At 39.3% G+C, this 16489-nt stretch carries 18 protein-coding genes; 12 read left to right on the top strand and 6 right to left on the bottom strand.

Going from position 1 to position 16489, the window contains the following annotated elements; translation table 11 throughout:
* Positions 1 to 14 precede the first annotated feature (14 nt).
* Together U859_RS0115415 and U859_RS0115410 are read right to left on the bottom strand one after the other, a co-directional pair.
* Complete coding sequence (locus U859_RS0115415) at positions 15 to 917, bottom strand: DMT family transporter (RefSeq protein WP_025144249.1); 903 nt, start codon at positions 915 to 917, stop codon at positions 15 to 17.
* Complete coding sequence (locus U859_RS0115410) at positions 917 to 1462, bottom strand: GNAT family N-acetyltransferase (RefSeq protein WP_025144248.1); 546 nt, start codon at positions 1460 to 1462, stop codon at positions 917 to 919. Before U859_RS0115410 ends, U859_RS0115415 begins: the two co-directional genes overlap by 1 nt.
* Positions 1463 to 1534: 72 nt before the next feature.
* Between U859_RS0115410 and U859_RS0115405 the strand changes: the two genes are divergently transcribed.
* The 12 genes from U859_RS0115405 to U859_RS0115350 all read left to right on the top strand — a co-directional run bounded on the left by U859_RS0115405 (position 1535) and on the right by U859_RS0115350 (position 13178).
* The gene (locus U859_RS0115405; RefSeq protein ID WP_025144247.1) at positions 1535 to 2401 is read left to right on the top strand and encodes a LysR family transcriptional regulator; all 867 of its coding nucleotides are present in this window, start codon (positions 1535 to 1537) and stop codon (positions 2399 to 2401) included.
* Positions 2402 to 2768: 367 nt separating this feature from the next.
* Positions 2769 to 3302 carry a hypothetical protein gene (locus U859_RS0115400; protein ID WP_025144246.1) on the top strand — a complete coding sequence of 178 codons (534 nt, stop codon included), beginning with the start codon at positions 2769 to 2771 and terminating at the stop codon, positions 3300 to 3302.
* Positions 3303 to 3506: 204 nt separating this feature from the next.
* Positions 3507 to 3887 (top strand): transmembrane 220 family protein, encoded by a 381-nt coding sequence (locus U859_RS0115395; RefSeq protein WP_025144245.1) that lies wholly within the window; start codon positions 3507 to 3509, stop codon positions 3885 to 3887.
* A 36-nt stretch (positions 3888 to 3923) separates the two neighbouring features.
* Positions 3924 to 4766 carry an EboA domain-containing protein gene (locus U859_RS0115390; RefSeq protein ID WP_025144244.1) on the top strand — a complete coding sequence of 281 codons (843 nt, stop codon included), beginning with the start codon at positions 3924 to 3926 and terminating at the stop codon, positions 4764 to 4766.
* Positions 4767 to 4788: 22 nt separating this feature from the next.
* Positions 4789 to 5769 carry a TatD family hydrolase gene (locus U859_RS0115385; RefSeq protein ID WP_025144243.1) on the top strand — a complete coding sequence of 327 codons (981 nt, stop codon included), beginning with the start codon at positions 4789 to 4791 and terminating at the stop codon, positions 5767 to 5769.
* Positions 5770 to 5775: 6 nt separating this feature from the next.
* The gene (gene eboC, locus U859_RS0115380) at positions 5776 to 6660 is read left to right on the top strand and encodes a UbiA-like protein EboC (protein ID WP_025144242.1); all 885 of its coding nucleotides are present in this window, start codon (positions 5776 to 5778) and stop codon (positions 6658 to 6660) included.
* A 24-nt stretch (positions 6661 to 6684) separates the two neighbouring features.
* Positions 6685 to 7848 carry a 3-dehydroquinate synthase gene (locus U859_RS0115375; RefSeq protein ID WP_025144241.1) on the top strand — a complete coding sequence of 388 codons (1164 nt, stop codon included), beginning with the start codon at positions 6685 to 6687 and terminating at the stop codon, positions 7846 to 7848.
* Between the two features lie 3 nt (positions 7849 to 7851).
* Positions 7852 to 9036: a metabolite traffic protein EboE gene (gene eboE, locus U859_RS0115370; protein ID WP_025144240.1), complete on the top strand. Its 1185-nt coding sequence runs from the start codon at positions 7852 to 7854 to the stop codon at positions 9034 to 9036.
* Complete coding sequence (locus U859_RS0115365; RefSeq protein ID WP_025144239.1) at positions 9029 to 10378, top strand: alkaline phosphatase family protein; 1350 nt, start codon at positions 9029 to 9031, stop codon at positions 10376 to 10378. Before eboE ends, U859_RS0115365 begins: the two co-directional genes overlap by 8 nt.
* A 276-nt stretch (positions 10379 to 10654) precedes the next feature.
* Positions 10655 to 11569, top strand: a complete 915-nt coding sequence (locus U859_RS0115360; RefSeq protein ID WP_025144238.1) for an AraC family transcriptional regulator — start codon at positions 10655 to 10657, stop codon at positions 11567 to 11569.
* Between the two features lie 66 nt (positions 11570 to 11635).
* Complete coding sequence (locus U859_RS30460; protein ID WP_084153078.1) at positions 11636 to 12109, top strand: SRPBCC family protein; 474 nt, start codon at positions 11636 to 11638, stop codon at positions 12107 to 12109.
* 256 nt (positions 12110 to 12365) lie between these two features.
* Complete coding sequence (locus U859_RS0115350; protein ID WP_025144237.1) at positions 12366 to 13178, top strand: AraC family transcriptional regulator; 813 nt, start codon at positions 12366 to 12368, stop codon at positions 13176 to 13178.
* Positions 13179 to 13184: 6 nt separating this feature from the next.
* Here the strand turns inward: U859_RS0115350 and U859_RS0115345 are convergent, their stop codons facing one another.
* The 4 genes from U859_RS0115345 to U859_RS0115330 form a co-directional block, all read right to left on the bottom strand.
* Complete coding sequence (locus U859_RS0115345) at positions 13185 to 13583, bottom strand: hypothetical protein (RefSeq protein ID WP_025144236.1); 399 nt, start codon at positions 13581 to 13583, stop codon at positions 13185 to 13187.
* Between the two features lie 47 nt (positions 13584 to 13630).
* Positions 13631 to 14554, bottom strand: coding sequence for a helix-turn-helix domain-containing protein (locus U859_RS0115340; RefSeq protein ID WP_025144235.1), 924 nt, complete (start codon positions 14552 to 14554; stop codon positions 13631 to 13633).
* 67 nt (positions 14555 to 14621) lie between these two features.
* Positions 14622 to 15482: an SDR family NAD(P)-dependent oxidoreductase gene (locus tag U859_RS0115335; RefSeq protein ID WP_025144234.1), complete on the bottom strand. Its 861-nt coding sequence runs from the start codon at positions 15480 to 15482 to the stop codon at positions 14622 to 14624.
* A 107-nt stretch (positions 15483 to 15589) separates the two neighbouring features.
* Positions 15590 to 16327 (bottom strand): hypothetical protein, encoded by a 738-nt coding sequence (locus tag U859_RS0115330; RefSeq protein ID WP_162799941.1) that lies wholly within the window; start codon positions 16325 to 16327, stop codon positions 15590 to 15592.
* Positions 16328 to 16489: the final 162 nt, after the last annotated feature.

Here is a 16489-nt window from a genome sequence, read left to right as displayed (position 1 = left end):
TGCAAAAATTAGCATTAATCCTTTTTTCCCTTTGACAGGCTTGATATTACCATTTGGTTTGGCATTCTCCATTTAAGTTCTGATATCAGGGTAGCCATAAATATCAGTCCTCCACCCATCAACAACCTGGATGTAATTTCTTCTCCCAAAATAAAATGTGCTGCAAAGGCTCCAAAAACCGGCTCAAACAGATAGATGATGGATACTCTTTCTGCACTGATGTACTTTTGAGCGATATTGGATATGGTGTACATATATGCGGTAGAGAACAGCGCGCAGAAAATAATACCTATCCAAAAAGTATGGTCTTGGGGAATCCAGGTGGTATTGTTTTGGAAGAGTGCTAATAAAAAAGTTAATATGGCACAAGTGGCAAACATGGGCAAAATGGTGGGTACAATATCTCGTACTTTTGATTCCTTTTCAATCTGGATCAGGTATATGGCAAAACAAAATGCACCAACAATGGTATAAAGATCGCCGGTGCCGATTTTAAGGTTATTGGTTATCGATATTACAAACAAACCAATTAATGCGGTAAGGGCTGCTATCCATATTTTTAAAGGTGCAGATTTTCGGTAAATCAGGAGTTTAATTACAGGAATCATCACTACCGTTATCCCGGCTACAAATGAACATTGCGATGCTGAAGTATGTGTGATACCCAGTGTTTGCAGGTAGATACCCAATACCAAAGGTATAGCTAAACTGGCACCGGTTTTAATTGTGGCGAAATTCAGTTTTTTTACATGTTTCCAGAAAATGATGGATAAAACCATTGTAGCCAGCATAAAGCGATAGCATAGAAATAAAACAGGTTGGCTTTGCCCGATAGCAAGTTTGGTAACTGAAAAAGAAATTCCCCAGAAAGCAGTGCCCAGTATCAATAAAATCAGGAAGAGGTTTCTTTTTTCCATTAAGATACTTTTAACTCATTATCATTTACCAATTGTTTTTTCATCATCAAATCTGTTTGCTCATCGTCGCCAAGCCAGAATGAATGTTTACCAAATGCTTTAAATCCGTTTTTTTCATAGAACTTTAAAGCCCTGTAGTTTTCTTCCCAAACGCCAAGCCATACATAACTGGCCTGTATTTCATGGGCAACATCAATGGCCTTTTGATAGAGCAGCTGACCAACTTTTTGGCCGTAAAATGCTTTTAGGAGGTAAATCCTTTCAATTTCGAGCGCCTCAAGATCTAATTTTTCGGTTTGTGCTGCTCTAAGGTTAATTTTCAGATAACCAATTACTTTTCCATTAAGTACAGCAAAATAAATCTGAGCATCTTTATTACCCAGCTCTGCCTTTAATTTCTCCTCCGCAAAACTGTTTTCGAGGTATTCTTTCATGTTTTCCTCGCTGTTTACTTCGGCAAAAGCTTCAAAAAATGTATTTCTTCCTATTTCCTGTAATTTTTTGATGTCTGTAATTGTTGCCCTTTCGATTGTGATTTGCTCCATGGCACGAATGTAATCACTCTTTAAATGTAATAAAATGCTATTATTTCATTTATTAATGCGTATTTTGCATTAATGGATCTTCAGCGAATCAAATATTTTTTGGCCCTGTCGGAGGAGCTTCATTATTGGAAGACGGCCGAAAAAGTAAATATCACACAATCAGCACTTAGCCGCCAGATTCAATCACTCGAAAGCGAGTTAGGGCTACAGCTTTTTGAACGCAATAAACGGAATGTAAAGCTCACGCCAGCTGGTCAGTTTTTAAAAGAAAAATGGGAAGTAGAGTTGAGTGAACTCGAATATATCCATCAGTTTGCAAAACAGCTCCATTTGGGCGAACGTGGAACCATCACCATTGCACATCCAGATTCTATATCAGCTTCCATTATGCCTGATCTTTTGGCAAAAATTACAGACGCATTTCCACAGCTTCAGATTAAACTGGTACAGGTTTTATATGAAAATCAGCTGGAATTTTTGAAAAACTATAAAATTGATCTGGTAATCACCAGGGATACCAATAGTGAGCCAGGTATAAAATCGATAAAATTGTATTCTGATCATCTTGCTTTGGTGGTTCCATTAGACCATCCTTTTAAGGCATTAGGTGATTTATCTGCTGAAAACCTAAAACAGCAAAAATTCATCCTTCCGAGTAAAGATGAGGGCAGCAGTTATAGCGAAATTATCCAGGCGTTTTTTAAATCCTATGATTTTGTTCCAGATGTGTTTCTCCATTCCGAATTTGGATCTACCATCATCGCATTGGTAAGAAAAGGTTTGGGTATTGCCATTTTGCCCGATTCTTACATGCATCACCAAAGCCCAGGTTTGCGATTTATTCCATTGCCTTTTAAAACCGATTTACTGATCAACTGGCGTGCAGATGATCATAATCCTGTGCTTGCCAATATTTTAAAGCTTGTTTTTGAGTATTAAAATAATACATTAATCTATTCATAAAGGTTTGAACCATATTTATTTAGAATTATAGAAAAAATCTAAATTGTATTGAAATATGATGAAAATGCTATAACTTTGATGAAAATTAGTCACTCTCAATAAGTAAGTAGAGAATATTAAATAACAATTTAAATTAATCGTTGTTATTATATTACACTTAAAGAATTACCATGGGTAGCAATAACAATTCATACGAACAAAACAAAACGCATTATAACAGTGCTGTTTCGGCCAAAAATTCTTGTGTTAAAATCAATTCTACATCAAAATCAAATCTTGTACGTGTGACTTCCAATCAAATCAATAATGGACGTTCACAAGCATACAAGCACTTGATTCCTTAATGTTTGATAATTCATTTCCGTTTACAAAACATTTTACCGACAAATTTCAAGGGGCTCAGTACTTAAAAGAGCGAACAACCTATATTTTTAAAACTCAGAAAGAAAAATATCATATAGAGGTTGAAGAGTATCTTTTCAATATTTATGTGTTGAAATTTTTCCCTGCCCGTCTAAAAAAACACCCTAGGAGATTTAATGTTCTTACAGGTGAAAATAAGATGGGCAAAATCGTAGCAACTTGTATTCAACTTATATTACAGATTTTAAAAAAGAATCCCATGGCCAATTTTGGTTTTTTGGGGTCTCATACTTTTGACCCAAAAAGGTTTTACGAGGAAAGTAAGGAGTGTACAAAACGGTTTAAAATATATCGTTATGCTGTTTACAATCTTATTGGCGAAGAGTATTTTAGCCATTTTATGGAAGAAAAAAACAGCACCTATTTATTGGTTAATAATAAACATAAAGATGTCGATTTAATTAAAGAACAGGCAAATATCATGTTCGATACTATTTTTCCTTCATTAAGGTAGATATATCTTAATTATTGTAAGTTTTTCCATTACATTTTTTCTGCATTTAGAGTTTGTACATTCATTTTCTTAATCAAAAAAATATTTTACAGCAGTATATAATTTACATATTTTAATGCTAAAAAAGTGTTCAGTTTAAATAACTTTGTTTTATAGAAAGAATCGGGAAATCGATTTAGCTTGTTTTAAACCAAATAATTTAAAATGCCTTTAATTATCCTCAACATTATTTTTTGCATCTCATTTTTGGGCTTTGCCTACGTAAATTTAAACGATAACGATGCTTTTCTTTGGGTATCAATCTATTTAAGTGCCGCAATATCATGTGGTTTGGCTGCTGCTGGCAAATTTTATCCTTTTGCATACCTGTTTTTGATTGCCTTTTACCTCGTTTACGCCATTATTCTTTTCTTTGCTAAAGATGGTGTACGAGATTGGATTACTAAATATCGACGTGAAAGTCTGGTGCAAAGCATGCAGGCCACAAAGCCTTATATCGAGCAGACACGTGAGTTTTTTGGTCTATTGATTATTGCAGGCGCACTGTTAATCAACTATTTCTGTTCGGCGGGTATTACCGTATAACTGTCTTTTGGTAATTTATTTAGGAGAGGTTATAATATGAAAGCGGTAAAAGAAATAATATGGTCTGTTATTAAAAACAATATAAGTTTAGAGGCCGAAAAGTGGCTGGAGGATTTTATACAATTGCCAGATCAATCGTTACAGGTAGCTAAAGCATTTGTGATGCTACCACGTAAAACAGGTAAATTATTGGTTGCAATTAACGATGATCAGCAAAAAGCACTCGATACAGCAGGCTTCGGCTATATCCGTAGCTGGACCATCGACAGGCTTAGCCGGGTATGGTTGTTAAGCAATTTAACCATACAGGATAAAGAACAGCTATACTCAACTCTCGAGCGTTTATTTCTGTCAGCAGAGGTGAACGAGGCTGTGGCATTATACTCGGCACTGCCATTTTTACCTTATCCCGAAATTTGGGTTAAACGCTGTGCCGAAGGGATCAGGAGCAATATTGGTTCGGTTTTGGAAGCAATTATGGAAAACAATCCATATCCTTCGGCGCACCTGAATGAAGCGGCCTGGAACCAGCTCGTATTAAAAGCATTTTTTACCGAAAAAAATATCAAACTGATTGTAGGTTTGGATGAACGTGCTAATCTTCAGCTGGCTTTAACGCTGGTTGATTATGCGAAAGAGCGTTGGGCTGCCGGGCGACAGGTAAATCCACAGTTGTGGCGCCTGGTGGGTAAATTTATCAATGCTGAAATTTTTGAAGACTTAAAAATTGGTTTACGGCATTACGATCAGACGGAGCAGCGCGCCATTGCATTGGCCGTAACCGAATCGGAATTCCAGCCCGCAAAAGATTATATTAATACCTTTCCGGAACTGAAGTTGGCTCTTGCCGATGGAAGTTTAAACTGGAATTCATTTTAAAATTAAAATTCAAAATAAAGATATGTGTTGTAGCAGTTCAATTGCAAGAGATAAAGCATTGATGGGAGAGCCAGAAGCTTTTGATATCAGTGCGGTAAAGGGAATGAGATTCTTCGATCCACATGTTCACATGACTTCGAGAACTACAGATGATTACCAGGCCATGGCCGATGCAGGTGTTGTTGCACTTATCGAACCTGCCTTTTGGCTGGGCCAGCCCCGTACCGGACTGGATAGTTTCAGGGATTATTACAGCAGCCTGATCGGTTGGGAACGTTTCCGTTCTTCACAGTTCGGTATTAAACATTATTGTACCATTGGTCTCAATTCAAGGGAAGCCAATAACGAAAGTCTTGCCGAACAGGTAATGGAAATCCTGCCTTTGTTTATCTATAAAGAAGGTGTGGTGGGGATAGGTGAAATTGGTTTCGACGATCAGACTGCGGCCGAAGAAAAATATTACAGGTTACAGCTCGAACTGGCTAAAGAAGCTGGCTTGCCCGTACAGGTACACACGCCACACCGCGACAAGAAAAAAGGTACTCAACGGAGTATGGATATCGCCCTGGAGCATGGCCTTGATCCTTATCAGGTTATTATCGACCATAACAATGAAGAAACGGTAAAAGAAGTGTTAGATCGTGGTTTTTTCGCCGCTTTTACCATTTATCCTTTTACCAAAATGGGCAACGAGCGCATGGTAGAAATTGTAAAACAATATGGTGCTGAACGCATTATGGTCAATTCTGCAGCAGATTGGGGCATCAGCGATCCGTTGGCAGTGCCAAAAACTGCAGCTTTGATGAAAATGCGTGGCCTAAGTGATCACGATATTGAGCTGGTAACTTACCGCAACGCCATTACTGCCTTTGCTCAGAGCGGACAGATTGATGAAGCCGATTTTAATGCACAGGCAGACCTTACCGAGAAATTTGAAGGGAATACCATTCTGCGCGGCGGACAACAACCCAGACCCGATAAATCTTCCATCATTATCAGCTAAATTGTATTGGAAAAATTAATTGTTTACCTGCGCATGATGCGCCCTGCGAATATTGTTACTTCTGTAGCCGATATTTTAGCGGGTATTGCCATTTCCGGAATTTTAAGCAGCGGATTTGTCACGCCATGGATTTCGATTTTACTGTTGGCTGCCTCAACGGCCTGTTTATACGGTGGAGGAATCGTTTTTAACGACGTATTTGATGCCGAACTCGATAAAATTGAACGCCCCGAGCGGGCTATTCCCAGTGGATTGATCAGCTTGCAAAATGCGGCCACTTTTGGTACCCTTTTACTTTCTGGCGGAATTGTATTAGCAGCTTTAAATAGTTTTACTTCGGGCGTACTGGCACTTTTGGTTGCTGTATTTGCTTTGCTGTACAACAAATTTGGCAAACACCATTCTTTTTTCGGGCCGTTAAATATGGGATTGTGCCGCGGTTTTAATTTACTGCTCGGTTTAAGTATTGTACCCGCAATGCTGTACAGTCACTATTACCTGGCCATTATTCCCGTGGTGTACATTTTCTCCATTACCATGACGAGCCGTGGTGAGGTGCATGGCGGTCATGCTAAAAATTTATACATCGCAGCTTTTTTATACGCCATTGTAATCTTTGCAATTGCTTACTTCGCTTATGCGAACGACCGCTTGTTATGGTCGCTACTGTTTTTGGTTCCTTTTACCTTTATGATTTTTAAACCCCTATTAAAGGCAATCAATCAACCTGTTGGTAAAAACATTGGTGCTGCGGTTAAAGCCGGGGTAATATCCCTGATTTTGATGGATGCCGCCTGGGCCGTAACTTTCGATGCGCTGATCCTTGCTTTTGTAATCGCCGCTTTATTGCCCTTATCGTTATGGCTCTCTAAATTGTTTGCCGTTACCTAATTCAACACACATTATCCAATTGATATGGAACATTTACATCAATCCTTCACCGTACAATATAACTATAACGTTTTCTTCACTTCATCACTTTTTTCGCCTGAAAACGAATTATTCAATAGCTTTTTAGTCAACCTAAATCCGGCTGCTGCCGTAAAAAAGATTTTATTCGTAATAGATGAGGGTGTAGCCAACGCACATCAGGACCTTGTTGCGCAGATTAAAACCTATTTCTATAAATATAACAGGACACAATTGGTTCAGGATATTTTGGTTATCCCGGGGGGAGAAGTGGTGAAAAACGATATACGTTATTTCGATCAGGTATTGGAAGCCATCAACGTTCATGGTATCGACAGGCATTCTTTTGTTGCGACTATTGGTGGCGGGGCTGTGCTCGATATGGTGGGTTATGCCGCTACGGTTGCACATAGAGGAATTAAACACATCAGGATCCCCAGTACTGTACTTTCGCAGAACGATTCTGGCGTTGGCGTAAAAAACGGCATTAACTATTTTAATAAAAAAAACTTTTTGGGTACGTTTTCACCGCCCGTTGCTGTTTTTAATGACGAACTTTTTTTAAGTACTTTATCTGATCGCGACTGGCGATCGGGTATTGCTGAAGCCATTAAGGTGGCGCTGATTAAAGATGCAGAATTTTTCGAATGGCTCGAAGCAAATGCAGCAGCACTTGCTGTACGTGATACAGCAGCCATGAATTACCAGATCTGGAAATGCGCCAAACTGCACATGGAGCATATCCGCAGTGCAGATCCTTTCGAAAATGGTTCGGCCAGACCGTTGGATTTCGGTCATTGGAGCGCCCATAAACTCGAATACCTCACCAATTTTGAAATCAGGCATGGTGAAGCAGTAGCCATGGGCATTGCTTTGGATAGCGTTTATTCAAACTTATCCGGAAGGATTACGGCCGATGAAGCACAAAGGGTGATTAATTTGATCCAGCAACTTGGTTTTGAGTTAACGCATCCACTGCTACAGGTTACAGAAGGTAATAGTCCGATTTTACAGGGGCTGGAAGAATTTCGTGAACATCTTGGCGGCCAATTAACCATTACTTTGCTTACTGGTATCGGTAGTGGCGAAGAAGTACACGAAATGGATGCGGAAATTCTAAAACAGGCGGCCGAAATTTTAAATAATCAAAGCGTTACTATTCAGCATTAAAAGATGAAATTAAACTCCGGTCATTTAACTTTCTGTACCAATATTTATGCAGGCGAAAACTGGGATGCACATTTCGCAGTTTTGAAAGACAGTTTTCCTATATTAAAAGCAAAATTATCGCCAGATGCGCCTATGGGAATTGGTTTGCGTCTTTCCAATCTCGCCAGTATCGAAATTTTAGAGAACAATCATTTAGCCCTTTTTAAACAATGGCTCGAAGATGAAGGTGGATACGTATTTACCATGAACGGTTTTCCTTATGGCGGTTTTCACAACACCAGAGTTAAAGATCAGGTACATGCACCCGATTGGACTACAGAAGATAGGGTGGCTTATACCCTCCGTTTGGCCGATATCCTTTCGCAATTGCTTCATGAAGATATGGATGGTGGAATCTCGACCTCGCCATTAAGTTATAAACCCTGGTTTACCGATGCTGAGGCGAGAGAAAATGCCACAACCACGGCAACCGCTAATATTGTAAAAGTTGCCGAAGGTTTACATCAAATCCATCAACAAACCGGTAAGTTAATCCATTTGGATATTGAACCCGAACCTGATGGTTTTCTGGAATCCGGGTCTGAATTTATCAATTGGTACGAAAATATACTTTTACCTGCCGGAAATAATGACGATCTGATTAAAAAACACATCAATTTATGTTTTGATGTTTGTCATTTTGCCATCGGATATGAACCACATACCGCCATCATTAACGAATTACAGAATAAAGGCATTAAAATCGGTAAAATTCAGATCAGTGCGGCGCTGAAAGCAAAGTTACCTGCTTCAACTGCTCAAAGAAAGGAAACTTTGGAGCAGTTACGCCGTTTTGATGAACCTACTTACCTCCATCAGGTAATTGCCCGTAAAAGTGATGGCAGTTTGATCCGTTATCCTGATCTGGCTGAAGCGTTGGCAGAGGGTGAAGAACCGGCGGTAGAAGAATGGCGGGCACATTTCCACGTACCGATTTTTGTAGAAGATATGGGTTTGATCCAATCAACCCAAAGCGATATTACAGAAGTTTTGAACCTGCAAAAAAATAATCCTTTTACGGCGCACCTTGAAGTAGAAACCTACACCTGGGATGTTTTGCCCACAGACCTAAAAGCACCTTTAAATGATTCTATCATTAGAGAACTGGCCTGGGTGAAAACATTATTAGAAGCACAAAATCATGCATAAAACCGTTGTTATCGATATAGTAGGCCTATCTGCATCCGTAATCGGGGCGCATACGCCTTTTATCCAGAAATATATTTCTGAAAACCATTTTACTACTATTGAACCTTTACTGCCTGCGGTTACTACCTCGGTACAGTCGAGTTACCTTACGGGAAAATTTCCATCTGAAACCGGTATTGTGGGCAATGGCTGGTATGATCATGCTGATGCTGAAGTTAAATTCTGGAAACAGTCGAACAAACTGGTCAATGCTGAAAAAATATGGGATCAGGCTAAAAAAGAAGATCCGAATTTTACTTGCGCCAACATGTTCTGGTGGTACAATATGTACTCTACTGTTGATTATTCGGTAACACCACGTCCTAATTATTTGGCTGATGGTCGTAAATTGCCTGATTGTTATTCGCAACCTGCTGAACTGCGCGATTATCTGCAGGATAAATTGGGTCAGTTTCCATTGTTCCAGTTTTGGGGGCCGGGAGCCAATATTAAATCAACCAGATGGATCGCCGATGCAGCAATGGAGACCGAAAAACTCCATAATCCCACACTAACATTAATTTATTTGCCCCATCTGGATTATTGTTTGCAAAAATTTGGACCTGATCTGAACAAAATCAGCACCGAATTACAGGAAATTGATCAGGTGGTATCAGAGTTGGTGCGTTTTTACGAAGAAAAGGGCGCACGCATCATTTTACTTTCTGAGTATGGCATTGCTCTGGTAAATAATCCGATCCATTTAAACCGCTTGTTCAGGGAAAACGGATTAATTCAGATCCGCGAAGAAAGGGGTTTGGAATTGTTAGATCCGGGAGCATCAAAAGCTTTTGTAGTGGCCGACCATCAAATCGCGCATGTGTATATCAATGATAAAAGCGTAACCGAACAGGTGAAGACTTTATTGAAAGATGCTGTCGGCATCGAATTGATTTTGGATAAAGAAGAGCAGAAAAAATACCACATCAGGCACGAACGTTCCGGCGACCTGGTATTGGTAGCCAAAGAAAACAGTTGGTTTACCTATTATTTCTGGCTGGATGATGCCAAAGCACCTGATTATGCAAGGGTAGTTGATATCCATAAAAAACCGGGTTACGATCCGGTAGAAATGTTTATGACTTCTAAACTGCGTGCAGGTTATAAATTACTCAGGAAAAAAGCCGGGTTCCGTTATGTAATGGATGTAATCCCTTTGGATGCAACATTGGTTAAAGGATCGCACGGCCGTACCAACATAACCGATGAGTATAAGCCAATTTTAGTTACTTCTAAGCCAATAGATAAAACCCTGCATGCACCCGATGTTTATAATGTGATTTGGGAAAGTTTGACGGTTTAAAAACGATCCTCATTTAGTTTGTCATTCTGAACGCAGTGAAGAATCTGTTTCGTACCCGCACATCCTTCGGTAACGTACTGGTGTTTGTTTAGGTTAGGTGTTTCGTCGGTTGGAGATCCTTCGCTGCGCTCAGGATGACAGCGCAGAAGGAACCGGATTCGGCTACAACTTCAAAGGATTAGCCTACAACAGCTACTCCAATAAATTGGATATTTGTATAGTAAAATCTTCATCTCAGGATTTTTTCTTAGTTTGTAATCATAAATATCTCAATCAATGGCCAATCAACAGGTTCAACGGATAAAAAGCATTAGCGAGTACCATAAGGTGAGGGGACTTCCTAAACCTGAACATCCGCTGATCAGTTTGATTGATTATGCAGACATGAAACATTCGTCTGCCATTAATACCGTAAGCTGGGTATTCGACTTCTATTTTATTGCACTGAAGAAGAACATGAATGGCAGGTTTAAATATGGCCAGCAGGAATATGATTTCGACGAAGGCACTTTGTTTTTTATTTCACCGGGACAGGTTTTCAGGATCGAAGTAACCGATGATGCACCAGATAAATCGGGATGGATGTTGCTCGTTCACCCTGATTTTTTATGGAATTTTCCGTTGGCCAATATCATCAAGAAATACGCCTATTTTAGCTATTCGGTAAATGAAGCCCTGTTTCTTTCCGAAAAAGAAGAAATAACCCTATCGGGTATTATACAAAACATCCAGCAGGAGTATCAGGCCAATATTGATAACTTCAGTCAACAGATCATTATCTCGCAGATCGAGGTGCTGCTTAATTATGCAGAACGTTTTTATCACCGCCAGTTTATTACCCGAAGGATCACCAACCACCAGGTTTTGGATCAGGTAGAAAGTTTTCTCAACCGTTATTTCGATGAAAATGCCGTAGAGAGTGGCTTACCCACTGTAAATGATCTTGCAGCAGAACTAAACCTCTCACCAGATTATCTGAGTAGCTTGCTAAAAGTAACTACCGGACAGAGCACGCAGCAGCATATCCACTATAAATTGATTGAACGGGCAAAAGAAAAACTATCAACTACCACGTTTACCATTAGCGAAATTGCTTATCAATTGGGTTTCGGGCATCCACAATCGTTCAGTAAGCTGTTTAAATCTAAAACCAATCTCTCGCCAATAGCTTTTCGTCAATCGTTCAATTGATTTCGGAAACTTACAATTTTAGGCACATCAGTGGCTTTACTTTTGAATCATTATCTCAACAAAAAAATGATGATGAAAAAATTGATCAAAATAACTGGCCTTATCATAATGGTATTGGCTTTGGCAGTTGCCGTATTGGAAATGAGCAGTTCTTACCTGGTAACCAAAAATATTCATGAAGATGCGCCGGTGGTTACCAAATTGCAAATTGTTATTGATGCCCCGATTGATAGCGTTTGGAAGGTTTTTGCCGATGTAAACAGATGGCCGCAATGGCAAAAAGAAATTCCCGGTAGTAAAATAAATGGTCCTTTTAAAGCCGGAACATCATTCGATTGGAAAACGCATGGTTTAACCATCCATTCTACCTTCCACACGGTAGAAAGCAATGCCAAAGTAGGCTGGTCTGGTCCGGCGTTTGGCTCGTTTGCCATCCACAACTGGTATTTTATCAAGCAGGGAAATAAAACCGTTGTAAAAGTAGAAGAAAGTATGGAAGGCTGGTTGGTTTGGTTATTAAGTGCCAGTTTCAATCTGTAAATAGAGGTTCTCTTATTTATTGGTTGAAGGCATTGAAAGTTGCTTCGGAGCAATAATTAGAGAGATCGTCATTCCCAACCCGATTGGGAATCGTAATGCTTTGGCAGGGTTTTTAGGTTGCTTAAGATTCCCGCCTGCGCGGGAATGACAACCGTTCTTTGGGATCTATTAAGATGATACTGTTGTATTTTGATAAGTCTGTAAGCCACGGATTTTGGACTTATATAAATTTCTCAAAAAATGATCATCTTTGATCATGAAAAGTAATCAGGCATATAACGGCTACCGGATTGCAGTTCCTGCTGACTTTGAGGAGCTGTTTTCGCATTTTTATTTTGCAGTAAATAAATCTGATAGCCCAATTACCCAAACCCTGTTGCCTACTTTTCAAACCATGATGGTATTCAGTTTTGGCGCAGCACTTTCTTTGGTTACCAAAGAAAATGAAGAAATATCAATGGATAAATGCCTGGTTTTAGGCCCTATTAAACAGGCTTTTACCTACATTCTTCCTGCAGGAGGAGAAATGCTGGTCGTGAATTTTAAAGATGATGCGTTTTTTCGCTTTTTTGGTACGGCATCGCTATCCGAATATCTTCATCCGGATGATTTGCTGAACGATAACTGTTTCACAGCACTATGGACAAGCCTCAGTAAAATAGATGATTTAGAGGCAAGAATAGCACAGATTCTCGACTTTAGCCGTCCTTATATACAAAACAGGCATCCATTAACTGAACAGATTATTGCTTTGGGCAATGGTCCAATCAGTCCGGTAAAAGAAATATCAATTCAGGAAAAACTTTCTGAAAGATCCATACAGCTGAACCTGAAAAAACACCTGGGTTATTCTTCACGGGAAATCGGCCGTTATATGCGCTTTTTAAATGCAATCGAATTGGTTCAGCAACGGGCAATCGAAAATGAACAGGTAAACTGGTTTGAAGTGATCGAAACCTGTGGCTATTACGATCAAAGCCAGTTGATTCATGATTTTAAACATTACCTCAACCTTAGCCCGTCTAAATATCTGAAATTCCAGCAGGGAATCTGCAATTCAAGAGGCTGATTACCTTTATTCTCTCACAAACCTGTAACCACAGCCTTCTATACAGGGTGGGTTAAGTTGAAGATACTTTGCTGAAACTTTATAACGATAAGTAGAAGGCGTTTTATAAGTATTGCTGAAAACCTCCATGGTTACGCTATCCAGAATCCTGAATGCATATAAATCGGGAACAGCATTCCCGCTAAATTTCCCGGCTTTGTCTGCTGATTTTTCTAAAGTAAGGTATTTGGCATCGCCGGTTACTTTTTTATATTTTCCGCTTCCATCACCGGGATCGAACATTGTTTCAGTGAGTTTCCATTTGCCGAAAACTTCACCCGGACCATCGTTGTCAATAGTGTTTTTTTTGCATGATACGTAAATAATGCATGCAATTGCTAATAGGAGCAGTGATATTTTTTTCATAAAGCTTTAATTTATAGCTTATACGGTGCAAATAACAAAAACGCTACTTAATTAAATAATTTTCTAAATGCCAGTGGAGAAACCTGTGTTTTTGCCTTGAATAATTTATTAAAAGATTGCGGATGCTCAAAGCCCAGTTCGTAAGCCACCTCACTTACCGACAAACTGGTGCCCGATAATTTTTCTTTGGCTTTTTCGATCAGTTTTAAATGGATATGCTGTTGTGCATTCTGTCCAGTAAGTGAGCGCAATAAGTCGCTTAAATAACTGGGCGAAACATTTAAATGATCAGAAAGATATTGTACCGTTGGCAAACCTTTAAACATTGGTATTTTGTCGTTAAAATAGTCCTCTAACAGTTCTTCCAGGTTTTGTAGCAGATCACTGTTCTGTACCTTTCTGGTAATAAACTGGCGTTTGTAAAAGCGGTTACTGTAATTTAACAACAATTCGATTTGTGTAATGATCACATCCTGACTAAAATCATCAATCCTGCTGTTCAGTTCTTCTTCAATACTTTTAAAGATCGTAATGATTGTGGCCTTTTCTTTTTCCGATAAGTGTAATGCCTCGTTGGCCGAGTAAGAAAAGAAGCCATAACTTTTGATCTTTTTGGCAATGGGGTACGACAACAAAAAATCCGGATGAATCAATAAAGTGTATAACGAACATACGCTCGATTCTAAATCTTCCTCATGACCTATGATCTGGTTGGGAGCTGCAAATAACAAACCGCCCTCGTCAAAATCATAATAACTCTGGCCATATTTTAGCCTGCCACTTAACTTTGGCTTATACGAGATTTTATAAAAATTGAGAATATGCGAATTGGGTTGCCCGTTCATTTCAACAGGGTGTGCTTCGTTGTTGATCAGGCTAATCAGCGGATGTTTCGGTTGCGGCAGGCCCATTACCCGGTGTGCTTCCGTTAGCGAACTGAATTTATACGGGCTATGGTCTTCCTTTTTCATATTGTTGTAATACAAATATAACCGATAAGATTTTGTTTATCGGTTATATGATTGATTTTCTGATTAATTAACCCTGCGCTGCGTTCGATACCGATTCCCATTCTTCCCAGGTGGACATGCGCTCGGCGTATGCCGTGCGTACCCACGGCAGGTTATGACTGCCGAGGAAGAAACGTAAAGGTGGATTTTCAGCATCAACAACTTTAAAGATAGCTTCTGGTGTTGCGGCCGGATTACCTCTTTCCAACTGCTGTAAACCTTCAAAAAAGTTTGCTTTAAAGTCGGTATACACCTCCAAACCAGCTGCAAATTTCAATGATTCCTGACTGCCAAACTCCGTGGCATAAGCACCCGGTTCGATAATGGTAACTTTGATGCCAAATGCTTTTACCTCTGCGGCCAGGCTTTCGTGGATGGCTTCGAATGCCCATTTAGAAGAAGCGTAATAACCAATAACAGGCAGCACTACATGGCCCAGGTTACTCGAAGTACCTAAGATATGTCCGAAACCTTGTTTACGTAATATGGGTAAAGCTGCCTGAATAACAGCCACTGTTCCGAAAATATTGGTATCATACATGGCCTTAACCTGGTCGATGGTGGCTTCTTCAATAGTACCTACAAGCGAATAACCTGCGTTGTTTAATACAATATCCAACCTTCCAAAATGTTCGTGTGCCTGTTTAACTGTTTTTTCAACCTGATTATAATTGGTTACATCCAGCTCCAATGTCAATACATTTTCCTTGTATTTTTCCTGAAGATCGGCGATACTTGAAAGATTACGTGCCGTTGCAGCAACTTTATCTCCACGTTCTAATGCGGCAGTTGCCCATACACGCCCAAATCCACGCGAGGTACCGGTAATAAACCAAACTTTATGAGCTGTTGCGGTATTTGTAACCTGATTTTCTTGTTGATGTTCCATAATTTTTTATCTGAATAAATGATAAACTAAAGGTGAGGATGGTTATGCGCTAATTTGTAGCCTAATTGAGGGCTTTTGTAGCCAAAATGAGAAATAAACAGGATGGATTATTGGAACTTCAGAACAGCCAGTATCAGGATGAAACTTAGGATTAAAGCAAAAAAGGATAACTTGAAATAAAGGGTGAAAAAAGAGAATTTTCTTTCCTGAGCACCATAATGGCTTAAGTTTTCCTTTAGTTGCTGGGTATACTTATCATTTTCCTGCTGCTCCTGCCTAAGCCTGTTAAAATCTTTAAATTTTGTATGGTCTTGTGAGGTACCCGGAACCAATATCCAAAGCTTCTGATCGGTTTGCAGGTAGATCACATTTAACAGCAAGCCATTTTTCTTGATTTCATAATACCTGATGTTAACAGGGTTTTCTGCAACAACAGGGCCATTTTCCCAAGTAATATTTACGCGGTGATAAGCATTATAAATTAAAAATACAGCAAAGCCTATCCCAACGGGTAACATCATTTTCTTGCTCAGGATGGTATCAACAATTTTTGGGTAAGGAAGGGAATCATACGGATCAGTTTCTCCGATGAGCATTACCAGCATTAAAATGGTAATCAGGTTGAAAATAATACTTACGATAAAATAAGCTTGTTTTAAATCCGCACATTTTAGATGTACGCTAAACATTTTTTGACCAAGGCCATAGGCTTCAGGTAACACAATAGGAGCGTTAGCGAGTTTCTGCTGAGATTTTATATTCCGGTAACGAATTACAAAACCCAATACCATGATGCAAAGCAATGCAAGTACAATGAGTAAGTAAATGATATACTGAGGGTTCAAAATTTTGCCTGTTTAAATGGATTAATTATGAAATAACAAAAGCTTAAGCAGTATGTTTTTTTGCTGATTTTTTAAAGAAGTGCTTGTTTGAAAATAAGCATTTCTGAAAGTGGAAAATCTCTGTTTAGCTGTTGTTTTTCATGTGCAAAATACTGTTCTTTG

This window comes from Pedobacter jeongneungensis (assembly GCF_000633455.1).
In the GTDB taxonomy this organism is placed as follows: Bacteria; Bacteroidota; Bacteroidia; order Sphingobacteriales; family Sphingobacteriaceae; genus Pedobacter; species Pedobacter jeongneungensis_A.
Note: the sequence above shows the minus strand (reverse complement) of the source record. Positions and strands in the feature narration are given on the sequence as shown.

Excerpts from the sequence above, each read along its gene's own strand:
- U859_RS0115340 (WP_025144235.1), bottom strand. The coding sequence starts at position 14,554 with ATGAAAAAGGAAGACCATAGCCCGTATAAATTCAGTTCGCTAACGGAA.
- U859_RS0115400 (WP_025144246.1), top strand. The coding sequence starts at position 2,769 with ATGTTTGATAATTCATTTCCGTTTACAAAACATTTTACCGACAAATTT.
- U859_RS0115375 (WP_025144241.1), top strand. The coding sequence starts at position 6,685 with ATGGAACATTTACATCAATCCTTCACCGTACAATATAACTATAACGTT.
- U859_RS0115345 (WP_025144236.1), bottom strand. The coding sequence starts at position 13,583 with ATGAAAAAAATATCACTGCTCCTATTAGCAATTGCATGCATTATTTAC.
- U859_RS0115405 (WP_025144247.1), top strand. The coding sequence starts at position 1,535 with ATGGATCTTCAGCGAATCAAATATTTTTTGGCCCTGTCGGAGGAGCTT.
- U859_RS0115360 (WP_025144238.1), top strand. The coding sequence starts at position 10,655 with ATGGCCAATCAACAGGTTCAACGGATAAAAAGCATTAGCGAGTACCAT.
- U859_RS0115410 (WP_025144248.1), bottom strand. The coding sequence starts at position 1,462 with ATGGAGCAAATCACAATCGAAAGGGCAACAATTACAGACATCAAAAAA.
- U859_RS0115415 (WP_025144249.1), bottom strand. The coding sequence starts at position 917 with ATGGAAAAAAGAAACCTCTTCCTGATTTTATTGATACTGGGCACTGCT.
- U859_RS0115335 (WP_025144234.1), bottom strand. The coding sequence starts at position 15,482 with ATGGAACATCAACAAGAAAATCAGGTTACAAATACCGCAACAGCTCAT.
- U859_RS30460 (WP_084153078.1), top strand. The coding sequence starts at position 11,636 with ATGATGATGAAAAAATTGATCAAAATAACTGGCCTTATCATAATGGTA.
- U859_RS0115390 (WP_025144244.1), top strand. The coding sequence starts at position 3,924 with ATGAAAGCGGTAAAAGAAATAATATGGTCTGTTATTAAAAACAATATA.
- U859_RS0115350 (WP_025144237.1), top strand. The coding sequence starts at position 12,366 with ATGAAAAGTAATCAGGCATATAACGGCTACCGGATTGCAGTTCCTGCT.
- U859_RS0115395 (WP_025144245.1), top strand. The coding sequence starts at position 3,507 with ATGCCTTTAATTATCCTCAACATTATTTTTTGCATCTCATTTTTGGGC.
- U859_RS0115385 (WP_025144243.1), top strand. The coding sequence starts at position 4,789 with ATGTGTTGTAGCAGTTCAATTGCAAGAGATAAAGCATTGATGGGAGAG.
- U859_RS0115365 (WP_025144239.1), top strand. The coding sequence starts at position 9,029 with ATGCATAAAACCGTTGTTATCGATATAGTAGGCCTATCTGCATCCGTA.
- eboE (WP_025144240.1), top strand. The coding sequence starts at position 7,852 with ATGAAATTAAACTCCGGTCATTTAACTTTCTGTACCAATATTTATGCA.